The following is a 13,294-nucleotide window of genomic DNA, read 5'->3' as shown; positions in this document are numbered from 1 at the left end:
CAGTGAGGGGACGGGCCGACGTCAGCTCTGCGGCTTGGGCTTCCCTGCGGTTTTGCGGCGCCCGCCGTGGAGCTCCAGGCGGGCCTGCTCGATGGCGCGGGCGTTGCGGACGTCACGAGCGTGTTCCCGGGTGATTTCCTCGAACGCGGCCGTGGCCGCTTGTAGGAACGGTCGCCAAGAATCGGTGTAGTCCTCGCGGCGCATCCGATCCCAGAAGATGTCGGCGGCCGGCGGCCAATAGGCGGCTGCGGCTTGTTCAGCCCAGGCGCACTCGGCGACCTTGTCCTCTTTGTTCACCAGGGCCCACGCCCGCTTGGCAGCGTATTCGAGGCGCCTTCCGTAAAGCTCTCCGTACATGCGCAGATCCCCGATCCGCCGCGCGACGTGAGGCTCCTTCTCCTGGATCTCGAACACCAGATGCGGGGTGGTCGCCGACACGAACTGGACGTCCTTGGTCTTGCCGTCCTGCTCGAACCCCAGCGCCCGCACCTTGAAATCCCCCAGATCATCAACGGTCGCGAACACCTCCGGGCGACGTGGATTAGCGGAGCTGGTGGTCTGGAGCTGCAAGAGTCCGTCCAGGTCACGCCACAGGTCCCGGTTCGCGTCGGCCGGCCGCGCGTACGGGTTGCCCTGCTTGCTGATCTGGTGGATCAGATACGCGTCATTGGTGGACGGCTGCTTGTCACGCCGCCCCCAGGTGATGAAGGCGTCGGTCACGTGGTCGCCCGTCCGGTCGGGCACCAGCAGGAGCGCGTGCTGCCAACCACCGGTCAGGCGGCTCCGCGGCCCCGGATAGGGCTCGGGCACCCGTGGCGGGGCCAGCGGATCGGGCAGCTCGGCGAGCTCCCAGGGGCACAGGTCGTCGTCTGGGTTCAGCTTGCGAGGCGGAGGCGTCAGGCCCGCCAACAGCGTGTCCAGCAGCGTCGCGCCTTCGGGGTGGTAGGAGAGGCTGGAGCGGAGCGGTCCCGCCGACACATCCGCAGCCGAGACCGAGCCGTGATTGCGGGTCGCGCACCGGCCGGACGGCCCGTAGTAGAGCCACACCAGCAGCGCGGCGAACGCTTCCACGGTCGGGACCGGAGTCGGCGCGGCATCCCAGTGGTGTCCGAACCACACCGAGTTGTTCCCTGCCGGACGGCCCAGCGCCAGCTTGTTCACCCCGGCGCTCTTGGGACACACCTGCGGATCAGCCAGCCGTGGATCCTGGAGGAAGGGACGCTCGGAGTCGAACAGATCCAGCCGCCCGTCCATCTCCTCGAAGTAGCGATCGACCGCAGCCGGATTCAGGGGGCGGCCTGCAAGCTCTTCCCGGCGAGCCAGCCAGTCCCCCTCGTGCTCGCCGAGAGTGTCCAGCCCCGTGATGCGTGACGTCATCGCGTACAACAGCCGATACATCGCCGACAGGACGGGCGCCGGAGTGAGCGTCAACGCCTCAATCTCATGAGCGTGGACGAACAGATCCCGCAGACCGACCCGCGACGGACGCTCCGCCGAAGGCTCCAGCCAGGAGACGTCCGCCCATGGCCTTTGAGTGAGATCGAAGCTGACCCCACGTACCATCAGCCCTCCTTTCTTGTGGAAAAACCAGCCGGTAGGCTGCCGCATGGCCGCCGAGCCGGAGAGTCACCCTTATCGGCGGCAGTAGTCCCGCCGTCCTACAACCGCCGACGTCATAGGACGGTGAGCCCGGGTTCTGGCGGGCTATGTCCCTGCTAAGCGGGGGTGAGCCAACTGTCAGGGGCAGCCTTGCGGTGGCTCTGCTACCAGTCCCTGCGCAAGCGGGGGGCGCACCCGAGGCGGCCTGGAGTGATGTATCCGGACGCCTCGGCTGTCACTGCCTAGAACACTGGGGGTAGAAAGATCCAATCCAGCGGATTCCCCATACTCGACCGGGCCTGACCGGACTCGGCCACGCCACCGACCTGCGGGGTCGAGGCGCATCGGCAGCAGGGACCAGTCCGCCAACACAGAGTTCGCCTCCCACGCACGCGGAGTAGGCAACAGCTCGGTGTCACCCTCGATCCACGCTCCCCGGACGGGGATCATGTGGTGGGCGATCAGCCGCGCGTCGGCAGCAGACACCTTCGCGACACCGCGTATGCCCGGCACCGGGATCTCACCTTGCTCGTCCAGCGTCCAGCGACCGGGTTCCTGCTCGTAGGCGCACACCAACCGCGCCGAATCCGGCGACAGCCGGGTCTTGACCAACGACGGATCGGTTCCGGCTTCGGCGTTGCTCATATTCCACAGGTCGTTCAGCAGCCAGTTGTCCGGCGGCTTGATCTTGGCCAGTTTGGACAGTTGCAACTGGGCGGCCTGGTCGGCCAGTCGCTCACCGTCCGCGCGCCAGAGCTTGGCCTTCGTTGCCTCGTCCATCTCCACGACGCGCGCGAAGTCTGCGGCGTACACCGCGTCCACCAACTCCTGCACGGCGCCGGGCACCGCGATCGGAGCATCGCACCGGTCATGCAAGAGCCGGCTGGTCCGGTGCAACAAGGACTCGTCGTAGACGTCGCCCCAGCACCCCGGGACTTCGAACGTGCCGTCGGCGTTCACAGGATCCAACACCACGATCCGCGGATCAGCCCCGATCCAATCCGGCCGCAGTTCGCGATGCAGATCGTGGTGCCTCCCTCGGTGGCGCTGACACCGTCCCGCGCGCTGTAGCAACAACGCCATGGGGGCCAAGTCGGTGATGAGCAGATCGAAGTCCAGGTCCAGGGACTGCTCAATGATCTGGGTGGACACCAGCACCGTCCTCGGCCGAGCGCCCGTCTTTCCGAAGTCGGCCTCACATCCGTCGGTGATCGCGGCACGGTCCCGAGCCCGGAACCGCGAGTGCAGGAGCCGCAGCTCAGGCGGCCGCTCACCGGCATCACGCAGCCGGGAGAACCAGGCTGCGAGCTCCGTGTAGGTCTCCTGGGCTTCCTTGACCGTGGTGCAGCACACCAGCACACAGCCCCGATCGCCGCGCACGACCGGTTCCAACAACTCCTGGATCACAGCGATCCGGTGTCCAGAGCGGCTGGAATCCTCGCCCCGCCGCACGGGTACCACGTCGAACGTCAGATCACGCTCCCGCTCACTGGGCACTTCACGCGGTTCGCACACCTCACCCGTGACCGCGTCGGCGAACAACCATCCCGGGTAGCACGGACGTACCTGCCCGCCGTCGTCATGACCGCTGCCACGCAGATAGGCGTCCACCAGCGACCGAGCGGACGAACCGGTAAGCGTCGCCGACAGCAGCACCACAGGGACCTTCAACGCCCCCAGCCACTCCAGCAAGCGCACCAACAGCGCATGCATCCACACGTCATAGGCGTGGGCCTCATCGACGACCACGACCTTGCCCGCCAACCCCAGCAGCCGCAGCATGTTGTACTTCACGGGCAGCACACCGGTCAGAGCCTGATCGATGGTGAAGGTGCTCAACGGAGCCAGCAGACCCCGCCGACTGGAATGCAGCCACTGGGCCGCCTCCACCGACGCCTCAGGATCAGACACCACCGCCCCGGCGTCCGCGGCCGACCCCGCCGCATCGGCTGCCGCGTCCTGCGACAACCACGCCATACTGTGCACCCGCGTCAGCGCGGCGTCCCCCAACAGCGCCCGACTGGCAAACTCAGCCACCCGTTTGTGCATCGCATCGGTCGTCGCCATCGTCGGCAAGCAGAATCCAAGCCCGCCCACACCGCAGGCCCGGGCCAGGACCGTCGCCGCGTAGAGGGCGACCTCGGTCTTACCATCGCCAGGCGGAGCGGTCACCAGCAGCAGCCCCGGCCCGCGAACCAAGCTAGGAAGATTTTTCGCCACCGACGCCTGCAACGCGTTGGGCTCGAACGGGAACAACTCGCTGAAAGAGCGCTCGCCGAACCGCGCCCGCCCCAATCCAGCGGCCCGAACCACATCCGGTGCCTCGGCCACCGCCCGCTCCCAGTGAGCGCGCACCTCAGCTTGCGTGGCCCGCCACCCCGGGGCAGGGAGCCGAGCGGAGATGAACTCCTCCTGACTCGCCAGCCAGTCCGCGACGATCACGATCCCCAGCACCACGACGCCCGCAGGGATGGCAAGCCGCTCCCCCAAGGGTTCATACGCCCCCGTCAACTCCTGGAGAACCTGGGCATGAGCCTCACACTGCTGCCTCCACGCCCCCTTCCCCACGCCGTCGCGCTGAGGATTCCGAAGCTCGGCACGACTCAGCGCGGGACAGAAGCGCCCATGGTGCCCCCCGAGTAACTGGGCGATCTGATGCGCCACACTCAGCCGGAACGACGTGTCGCCCGGGTACCCCAGACTCCGAAGAATTTCGACGAGCACCCACTGCGTCACCTCGTTGTGCCGCAAGCCGGCGACCGGCTTGTTCGCCTCCCCCGCGTACTCCGGCGCCTCCCGCAGCAACTGCTGGTAAAGATCAGCCACCGACACCTGAAACGACGGCGAGACCTTCCCGAGGTCATGCAGTCCTGCCCAGAAGCAGACCAGCTTCCGCATCTCGGAGTCAGACGGCACCTCGGTCCCCGCGCCGTCCCGCAGAACCGCGATCCCCTCAACCCACGCATCCCACAGCGCACCCGCGATCGCGGCCGTGTCGATCAGATGACAGATCACCGGGTATGGGGCCAGCAGCCCTTTTTCCTTCCCCCACAGGCGGGCATCCACAGCCGGCACCGATCGGTCCGCCTGATCATCTTGCGGCATGGCCCCAACTCCAAGTCCGTCCTGCGTGCTGCTCCCGCCACTGGACCACACGGCACCGACAAAACCATCGCCCTTGCGTAGGCTCACCCCATGCGCAACACACACCATCCCGCGCCCCATTCATCTCAGAACGGTAACGGCCTCACATAGCCCCAGGTCGCGAAGTGTTCTCCCCGCGCGAGCGGGGGTGGTCCGGCGCCGAGCGCGGCGGCCGCCGACCCGTAGGCGTTCTCCCCGCGCGAGCGGGGGTGGTCCGGGACCGGCCGGGTCGCTGGAGGCCGATTTCGAGTTCTCCCCGCGCGAGCGGGGGTGGTCCGGCGCCGAGCCCGTCCGCGTCGCGGCGTTCAACGTTCTCCCCGCGCGAGCGGGGGTAGTCCGCGCCGTGACGCTAGGACGCCCGCCAGGAGGCCGTTCTCCCCGCGCGAGCGGGGGTGGTCCGCCATTTCATGGCGTCACCGGGGGTGACCATGTGTTCTCCCCGCGCGAGCGGGGGTGGTCCGGCAATGCCGTGTCCGCGTGGGAGACCTACATCGTTCTCTCCGCGCGAGCGGGGGTGGTCCGGATCTCGCCGCCGCTGAGGACGCCGCTTACGAGTTCTCCCCGCGCGAGCGGGGGTGGTCCGCGCCCTTGCGGCCCGTAGCCCGGTGTGATCCCGTTCTCCCCGCGCGAGCGGGGGTGGTCCGGCGTCCGGAATCGCGATGGCGATGTTCAGGACGTTCTCCCCGCGCGAGCGGGGGTGCTCCGATGGCCCACCACGTCAGGTCGTGCTTGATCTGGTTCTCCCCGCGCGAGCGGGAGTGCTCCGTTCGACTTCGCGGCGTTCACGCCCGCGCTGCTGTTCTCCCCCGCGCGAGGGGGGGTGGTCCGATCTAGCAGACGCTCGACTCGTCGGACCTGTCGTTCTCCCCGCGCAACCGGGGTGGTCCAGCGGGACGCGCGGACGGCCCGTCGGTGGTGGTGTTCTCCCCGCGCGAGCGGGGGTGGTCCGAAACCCTTCGGACTTCGGCGTGTCGCTAGTCAGTTCTCCCCGCGCAAGCTGGGGTGGTCCGCGGTCCACGACCGTGACGCGAAACGCGACGGGGTTCTCCCCGCGAGCGGGGGTGGTCCGAGCGCGAGAAACGTTGCGGGGAGGCAGCTTTCCGTTCTCCCTGCGCGAGCTGGGGTGGCCCGGTCATCCGGCCCGAGCAGATTGCCGTGGTCGGGTTCTCCCTGCGCGAGCGGGGTGGTCCGTCCTTCCGCAGCCAGTGGCCGAGGCCGTCCGGGCTCTCCCCGAGCAAGTGGGGAGTGTCCGTGCTCGATAGGGCGTCTCGGTGGGCTGCGGGCTACAGCCGGAGGTAGGCGTTGGCCGGAGCCACTCCATGCACGTCTCGGCGATTACGGAGAGTGATTGGTGGAGGTGGTCGTCGGGGCGGGGTGGTGAGCACAGGGTGGGCACCAACTGTGGTGGATCATGGTGAACTGGGGTGCACCTTGTGGAGTTTTGACCTGCAGAAACGTGAATACGAAGGACGACGAATTACGTCATAGTACGCGTGACATGGAACTGCTAATGCGGTTTGGGTTTACCGCCCATCCGGGGTTCAAATCCCCGATCCTCCGCCAGCTGACCTGCGGGGATGCATCGCTAGACGCATCCCCGCAGTCGCGTTTCGGGGCCCGGAACAGGCCCGTGGCTGCGCAATCGGGTCAACAGCGGAAAATCCGCAGGTCACGCCCCTAGCTGGGCTGCACACGAGGTGCACAGCCGCACGTCGGCGCTGTGCTCGGGAGCCGGGGCGAGCGCCGACCTTCCCGGCGCTGGAGAAAGCCGGAGATCGACATTGCGGCCTGCTCGGCGTTTCCTCCGCCACCACCGCGTAGACGTTCGCGGTGAACGCCTCGTCCGCATGCCCGAGGATTTCCGAGACGACCTTCATGCTGACTCCGGCCGCGTGCGCCATCGTCGCCGCGCCATGGCGCAGGTCGTGGAAGCGGACCGGCGCAGAACGGGCCCGTTGATCGCGGCCTGAACCCGTTCGGGCGTCGTGCGATGCCAGCGGGAGATCTTGTCGAGGTCCCAGCCTTCCTCCTGGTGACGGCGGCCGATGGCGTTGTAGAGCTTGAAGACCTCGTTGAACAGCTCGGTGCTATAGCGGGGCAGACAGGCATACGGCTCGGTGCGAAAGCCCGACAGTCCGGCCAGGTCCGCGTTCGCCGGAGTGCGGGTGTTATCGCAGGTCGTGACGCTTGGGCGAACGGCTGCCAGAGGGGGGTGCACGGCCGTCGTCTCCGTTCTCGGTGGTCCTTCACACAGACCCGCGAATGAGACGACGGCCGCCCGGCGACGAGCCGTCCCGACCGAGATATCACTTATGCGGCATTGATTCAGGTCAGGCGTTATCAAAAGGCTAAGGATAGTTAGGACCCCCATAGCCGTGGGAACGACAGACACTCCTGGCGGCCACGAAAAGGGGGGCTTGTGACTGGCATCGACTGTAGTGCCGGGCCGGGGCCGTGAACACCGCTCCCGACGGCCTCGTGGGCCCTGTGATCGGCGCCTGGCCACATGCTTGGACGTGACCGGCGTCGCGGCGGCGCGACCGCCGTACCCGCCTTTCCGGCGAGGCTCTGGCGGGCCCTGGAGCGAGCGCGCCCGCCCGGGTTCGGCCGGACCCGGGCGTGGCGCAGCCCGTTGCGCGGGCCGTGGCTGACTTCGATGTTCGGGTCGGTTCTGCTGGCGGCGCTCCCTGTAGTGATCGTCACAGGGCTGGTCTCCTACGTGGCGTATGCGCCGTGGTTCGGGCAGGCCTACCCGGCCCATGTCGGCTGGCTGCGCCTGCCGTACTTCACCTGGCCTACGCGGCCGATCTGGTTGTACCGGCTGAACCAGGGTCTGCACGTCGGCCTGGGACTGGTCCTGATACCGGTCGTCCTGGCCAAGTTGTGGTCGGTGGCACCGAGGCTGTGGGCTTGGCCGCCCGCTCGTTCGCTCGCCCAGGTCCTGGAACGGCTCTCGCTGTTGTCGCTGGTGGGCGGCATCCTGTTCGAGATCGTCACCGGCGTCCTGGACATCCAGTACTGGTACGCGTTCCCGTTCGACTTCTACACCGCCCACTATTTCGGCGGATGGGTGTTCACCGGCGCGTTCCTCGCCCACGTCACCATCAAACTGCCGAAGCTCGTCCGCGCGCTGCGCTCACGCTCCCTCCGCCGGGAGCTCCGGACCTCCCGCGCCGACACCCGTCCCGAACCCCCCGACCCCGACGGGCTGGTAGCGGCCGAACCGGCGCCGGCGACCCTCAGCCGCCGCGGCGCGCTGGCCGTGGTGGGCGGCGGCAGCACCCTGATCGCCGTCATGGTCGCGGGCCAGAGCATCGGCGGTACCGCCCGGCGGGTGGCGCTGCTGGCTCCCCGGGGCGGCTACCGGGACACACCGGAGGACTTCCCGATCAATCAGACCGCGGCCGCGGCCGCGATCATGCCCGCCGACATCGGCTCGGGCTGGCGCCTGACCTTGACCAGCGGCACGCGCACCGTTCAGCTGGAGCGGCCGCAACTGCTCGCCATGGCCCAGCACACCGCCGCGCTGCCCATCGCCTGCGTCGAGGGCTGGTCCACCATGCAGACCTGGACCGGTGTACGGCTGCGCGACCTCGCCGCCCTGGTCGGCGCCGGGCACCCGTCCTCGGCGCACGTCCGGTCGCTCCAGCGCGGCGGGGCCTTCAACCAGGCCACGCTTCAGCCCAACCAGATCCGCGCCCCTGACGCGCTGCTGGCCCTGAAGGTCAACGGCACTGACCTGCCCCTGGACCACGGCTATCCCGCCCGCGTCATCGTGCCCGCGCTGCCGGGCGTCCACAACACCAAATGGGTACGCTCCATCGACTTTCGGGATAGCTGACATGCGGCACAGGCTGGCGGCGATCAAGAACTTCTACGGCGCCGCCCCGCTACACCTGCTCGCCTTGGCGGTGTGCTTCGCGCTGGCCGGATACGCGGCCTCGCAGGTCCTCTCCGCTCCGCACTGGCCGTGGATCTTCGTCTGGTTCGCCGGTGCCGTCATCGGCCACGACCTCGTGGCGTTCCCCCTGTACGCCCTCGCCGATCGTTCCCTGGTCCGGGCCCTGCGGGCACTGCACCGCTCCCCCGCCCCGACACCGCCGCTCGTATCGGCGGTGAACCACGTCAGGCTGCCGGCGCTGGGAGCCGGGCTGTTGTTGCTGCTCTTCCTCCCCGTGATCATCCAGCGGGGGCGTCCGAGCTACACCGACGCCACCGGACGCACCCAGCAGGACTATCTCGGCCACTGGTCGCTGGTCACCGCCATCCTGTTCGCCGTCAGCGCCGTCGTCTACGCCCTGCGGCTCGGCCGCGCGCTACACCACCGCCGTGCCCCGGACGATGATCCGGCACCACTGTGACGCGGCGTCGGCGTGCCATGGGTGCCGCCGGTCGTGACGCGGTCTTTGCCAGGCCGACCCGGTAGGTCAGCGGCAGGCCGGGGCAAGGCGCGATTGAATAGAAAGGGGGCGTTTTATCCTAGCCGGGGAGAGTTCCACCCTTGAAATCATCAGTACCCGGAACGCGCAACCACGGTCTGGGGGCTGAATACGCATCGGCGGAGAATGGCGTCCCAGCAGACGCGGCAGCGCATCCTGCCCAGTTCGACGACCCCGTCCCAGCTAGGAGCATCACAGACTCACCGGAGCCGGGCACCTATTCCTCGATCTGCTCGCCAAGGGAGGCGCTCAGCTTCAGGGCCTTACACGTCCAGTACGAGGGTGCCGAGCAACGCCGCCGCGACCGAGAGGTTCGGGTGCGCGTAGTTGAGCCGATCTTCGAGCCCGTCGACGAACCCGGCGGGCTTTGAGCTTCGTCGGAGCGTGTGCAGTGCCCTGGAGGGCGTACAGGCGATGGCGGGCCGGCGAGCAGGCCCAGGACAGCGAAGTTTGCGAACGCGTAGTAGGTGAAGAAACGCTGCGCCGATCCGCGGCTGATCAGGTAGGTGGTGTGTGTGACGCGGACGCCGTCGAACCACCAGAATCCGCCGATGGTGGGCAAGGCTGGGACGGCGACCAGGCCGCAGGTCAGCGCGACCAGGATCGGGAGGCGCGGGCGGCCGAGCACCACCACCGTCAATGGCACGGCGTAAAGCGGCAGCAGGCCGTAGCTGAGGCAGGGAAGCGCGCCGAGCAAATTCCCGCCGAGCATGGCGGCTACAAGAGCGCCGGACCGGGAGCTGCGGCAGGCCGCCGCCATGCGCGAGCCGCTCGCCCAAGCCGTCGCCGCGCTGCGCGACCACGTGGAACCCCTCCAGCAGCCACGCCCCGAGGATGCCAGCGAGCGCGAGGGTGCGGCGGCTGGCGGCGACCGCGGCGAGGGTGTCGGCCAGCGCCGCCTCAGGCAGCGCCGCGGGCGGCTAATGCGGTTTGGGCTTACCGCCCATCCGGGGTTCAAATCCCCGATCCTCCGCCACCTGACCAGGGGTTTCGCCGAAGATCTCGTTCTCCGGCGAAACCCCTGTCGCGTTCCATGCTGGCTCTGGATGGCACATGGTGAGCACGAGACGTCGTGACAGGGCAACCGAGCCCAGGTCAGGGCTCCCGGCCGGGTCCTGGAAGTGGCTAGCCTGCGCGCTCGACTCGCCTCTCGCGTCGAGCCACCAGCGAGATCACATCCGGCGGGGCAGCGGAACGGGAGCCGTGTCGGCCTTCGTCGAGGCAGGCGTCGCTCCGGCGGCGAGGCGCTCCTCCTCTCGGTGCCTGTGCCAGGCCAGCAGCACCGATACGGCCGTCGTGTCTAAGGCGACCGTGCGCTCCTCGGCGGCACCGGCGAGAGTCACGCCCTCCTCATCGAGGAAGGCGTTCTATAACGTTGCAAGTCAAAGCTCCCGGGGGGTCAGGGTGTCGCCTGTTTGACCGGTGTGCGGAGGGTCTGGTCGAGGGCATCGGCGAGCAGGCCGATCTGCCGGGGGTCGCCCGTGCAGGGCAGCAGTACCAGGTCGTCGGCGCCCGCCGCGGTCAGGCGGTCGATCTCCAGCCGTAGTCGCTCGGGGTCGGTCAGCACGTCGGGCTGGATGTGAGGAAGGTAGTCGGGGCCGTAGTAGTGCGTCACGTAGGCTTCGGCGGTTTCGGCCGCGCCGGGTCCCAGGCAGAAGTAACGCTCGACGATGACGCGGGGCCGTCCGGGGCGTGCGGCCTTGGCCCATTCCCGATGGACGGCCTCGACGCCCTGTTCGAGGGTTTGCAGGCCGAAGGACGGGGCCACCCAGCCGTCCGACAGGCGGGCGGCGCGAGCGAACCCGGCGGGGACCAGGCCGGCCAGGAGCAGTCCGGGTCGGCCTTCGGGGAGGGCGGGGACCGGGCCGGAGGCTCCGGTCGTCTCGCCGCGCCACACGGCGCGCATCGCCGCGAGGCCGGCCTCGAACGCTGCGCCGCGCCCGGTCATCGACACACCGCTGGCGGCGTAGTCCTCGGGCCAGCCGCCCATGCCCAGGCCCACGGTCAGCCGTCCGGCGCACAGCCGCTCCAGCGAGTCGATCTGCTTGGCCAGCAGTACGGGGTTGGCGCGGTAACCGGCGTTGAGGACGGTGGTCAACAGCTCGATGCGTTCGGTGCGGGCCGCCGCGGCGGCCAGCGCGACCAGCGGGTCCAGGTTGTCGTACACCAGCCGGTCGATCACCCCCAGGGAGGCGAAGCCGCGCTCCTCGCTCTCCGCGGCCCAGTTCCCGATGACCGTGGCGTCCGTGTCCGGCACTGCGGCGGGCAGCCCTATTCCGACTCTCAAGACTTCTCCAAGTGATTGTGAACGTGTGCAAGTTCGAATGCGGTGCCGTAGGGGTCGGCTCGTCTAGGGCGCCGACGTGGCCCCTATCGCGTCAGAGCGGGGCTGACCTGAACTGGATCCGGCCGCGCCGTCATTCCGGCGTCCCCTTCGGGGGGATGTTGAAGTTGATGCGGAAGACGTTGCCGGGGTCGTGGACGGCCTTGAGTTCGGTCAGGCGGGTGTAGTCGGCGGGCCGGTAGGCGGTGCGGACGATGTCGGGGGCGGTGTCCTCCACGCCGGCGAAATTGATGTTGGTGCCGCCGGTGCTCCAGGGACGCAGGTCCATCAGGAGCCGGTCGCGCGACTCCAGAGCTGGCGTCGCCTCGGTGAGCGTCGCACCGGTGAACAGGCAGAAGGTCGCGTCCCGGCCGCCGACGCAGTTGGGGACCTCGGGTGGACGGGCGTAGGCGCCGCCGAAGTGCCGCAGCTCGGTGATGAACGGGGGCTGCGCGTCCGGCCCCGCGTGGGCCAGGAGCGTGTCGGCCGCGTCCTTGTCGATGTCGTGTAGGAAAACGTTTCGGTCATAGGCCACGTAAGGGGCGTCGGTGGGCTCGTGGTGGATGGTGCCGACCTCGGTGTAGGGCATGTCCCGCACCGTGTCCATCAAGGTGGGGCCGATCTCTCGCAGCGGCCGCACCAGTTCCTCTCCGCCTTCGGCACCGCTGAAGGCGATCCGTACATGGGTGACGAACCTGCCGCGCAGCGGCTCTGGCACAGCGGGCAGGTCCGGGTTCTGCGCCAGCAGCACCGAGGAGGCCATGTGCTCGGGCAGTGATCGGGTCCATTCGGTGTAGGCGTGCAGGACGTCGCCGGTGGCTTCGGCAGGGAAGTAGAGACCGCCGCCATACAGCCGCGCCACTGGGAACAGCTCGACCTCCATGCCGACCACGACACCGAAGTTGTCCTTGCCGCCGCGCACCGCCCAGAACAGGTCAGGGTCGCTGTCGGGACCGACCTCGCGTAGACGGCCGTCGGCGGTGACCATGCGCAGCCGTCGCACGTGGTCGGCGGCAAAACCGAAGCGGCGGCCGAGCAGACCCGCGCCACCGCCTGTCGTGTAGCCGACCGCGCCCACATTCGGGCTGGAGCCGTTGAGCGGCGCCAGGCCATGCGCGCCGGCCCGCTCCACGACCTGCCGCCACCGCGTCCCCGCCTCCACCCAGGCGGTCCTGGCCTGCGGGTTCACCTCCACACCGTTCATCCGCCCGGTATTGATCAGCACGGCGCCGTCCGCCGCCACCGTCGGGCTGTGCCCGGTGGCCATCACGCCGACGGCCCGTTCCTCCGCCACCGCCATCCGCACAGCGGCGACCACATCGTGTTCGCTCGCGGCGCCGACCACGTATTCCGGACACGACTCCACCGCCCGGTTGAGCCCCAGCCGCTCGTCGTCATATTCAGGCTCACCAGGTCGAAAGACCTGGCCCAAAGGTAGGTTCATGCAGGTCAACGTATTCACGCAGGGGACGCCGGTCTTGTAGGAATCGGACACCAGGCGCCCGGCGAAGCCACCGGCCCCCCGATCCGCACCGCCCGAAAACAACGCCCCTCGCGGCTCCAGCGTTCTGCGGGGGCTGCGCTGCTGCTCTTGGAGCTTTCGATCCGCGGGGCCTGGCCGTGCGGCCGCTTCGCGCCCAATGACGTCGCGAAGCTCCCGAGGGTCGGAGCCTGCGGCACCCTAGCCCCGCCGCTGTCCCCCCGGCCCCAAGGCCCAGACGGCCAGCCCCGGCCTCCACCCGGTCCGCTCCGCCTCCTGGGCCGGCAAGCTCCGGAGCGACGCTCGGGC

The 13,294-nt window shown here is 68.9% G+C and carries 10 protein-coding genes and 1 CRISPR repeat array; of the genes, 2 read left to right on the top strand and 8 right to left on the bottom strand.

What is annotated here, in order from left to right:
- Positions 1-21: 21 nt before the first annotated feature.
- The 4 genes from casA to KLI87_RS39725 all read right to left on the bottom strand — a co-directional run bounded on the left by casA (position 22) and on the right by KLI87_RS39725 (position 6,961).
- A complete protein-coding gene (casA, locus tag KLI87_RS04095; protein WP_214615880.1) occupies positions 22-1,563 on the bottom strand; it encodes a type I-E CRISPR-associated protein Cse1/CasA in 1,542 nt (513 codons plus the stop codon).
- A gap of 174 nt (positions 1,564-1,737) precedes the next feature.
- Positions 1,738-4,704: a CRISPR-associated helicase Cas3' gene (cas3, locus tag KLI87_RS04090; RefSeq protein ID WP_214615879.1), complete on the bottom strand. Its 2,967-nt coding sequence runs from the start codon at positions 4,702-4,704 to the stop codon at positions 1,738-1,740.
- A gap of 166 nt (positions 4,705-4,870) precedes the next feature.
- Positions 4,871-5,990: a CRISPR direct-repeat array (repeat unit 29 nt; unit sequence GTTCTCCCCGCGCGAGCGGGGGTGGTCCG).
- A 294-nt stretch (positions 5,991-6,284) separates the two neighbouring features.
- Positions 6,285-6,644: a hypothetical protein gene (locus KLI87_RS04085; protein ID WP_250903474.1), complete on the bottom strand. Its 360-nt coding sequence runs from the start codon at positions 6,642-6,644 to the stop codon at positions 6,285-6,287.
- Entirely contained in the window at positions 6,617-6,961 is a 345-nt protein-coding gene (locus KLI87_RS39725) for a hypothetical protein (RefSeq protein ID WP_250903473.1), read from the bottom strand. Before KLI87_RS39725 ends, KLI87_RS04085 begins: the two co-directional genes overlap by 28 nt.
- A 438-nt stretch (positions 6,962-7,399) precedes the next feature.
- Between KLI87_RS39725 and KLI87_RS04080 the strand changes: the two genes are divergently transcribed.
- The gene (locus KLI87_RS04080) at positions 7,400-8,584 is read left to right on the top strand and encodes a molybdopterin-dependent oxidoreductase (RefSeq protein ID WP_214615878.1); all 1,185 of its coding nucleotides are present in this window, start codon (positions 7,400-7,402) and stop codon (positions 8,582-8,584) included.
- A gap of 1 nt (position 8,585) precedes the next feature.
- Positions 8,586-9,104 (top strand): hypothetical protein, encoded by a 519-nt coding sequence (locus tag KLI87_RS04075; RefSeq protein WP_214615877.1) that lies wholly within the window; start codon positions 8,586-8,588, stop codon positions 9,102-9,104.
- Between the two features lie 295 nt (positions 9,105-9,399).
- Here KLI87_RS04075 and KLI87_RS04070 read toward each other — a convergent pair whose 3' ends face one another.
- The 4 genes from KLI87_RS04070 to KLI87_RS04055 form a co-directional block, all read right to left on the bottom strand.
- Positions 9,400-9,894 (bottom strand): hypothetical protein, encoded by a 495-nt coding sequence (locus KLI87_RS04070; protein ID WP_214615876.1) that lies wholly within the window; start codon positions 9,892-9,894, stop codon positions 9,400-9,402.
- Between the two features lie 460 nt (positions 9,895-10,354).
- Positions 10,355-10,525: a hypothetical protein gene (locus tag KLI87_RS04065; RefSeq protein ID WP_214615875.1), complete on the bottom strand. Its 171-nt coding sequence runs from the start codon at positions 10,523-10,525 to the stop codon at positions 10,355-10,357.
- A gap of 56 nt (positions 10,526-10,581) precedes the next feature.
- Positions 10,582-11,469: an LLM class flavin-dependent oxidoreductase gene (locus tag KLI87_RS04060; RefSeq protein WP_214615874.1), complete on the bottom strand. Its 888-nt coding sequence runs from the start codon at positions 11,467-11,469 to the stop codon at positions 10,582-10,584.
- A 130-nt stretch (positions 11,470-11,599) separates the two neighbouring features.
- A complete protein-coding gene (locus KLI87_RS04055) occupies positions 11,600-13,000 on the bottom strand; it encodes an FAD-binding oxidoreductase (protein WP_214615873.1) in 1,401 nt (466 codons plus the stop codon).
- Positions 13,001-13,294 lie beyond the last annotated feature (294 nt).

The organism is Actinomadura sp. NEAU-AAG7, assembly GCF_018603865.1.
GTDB classification, from domain to species: Bacteria; Actinomycetota; Actinomycetes; order Streptosporangiales; family Streptosporangiaceae; genus Spirillospora; species Spirillospora litoris.
This window is presented reverse-complemented; position numbering and strand designations above follow the sequence as displayed.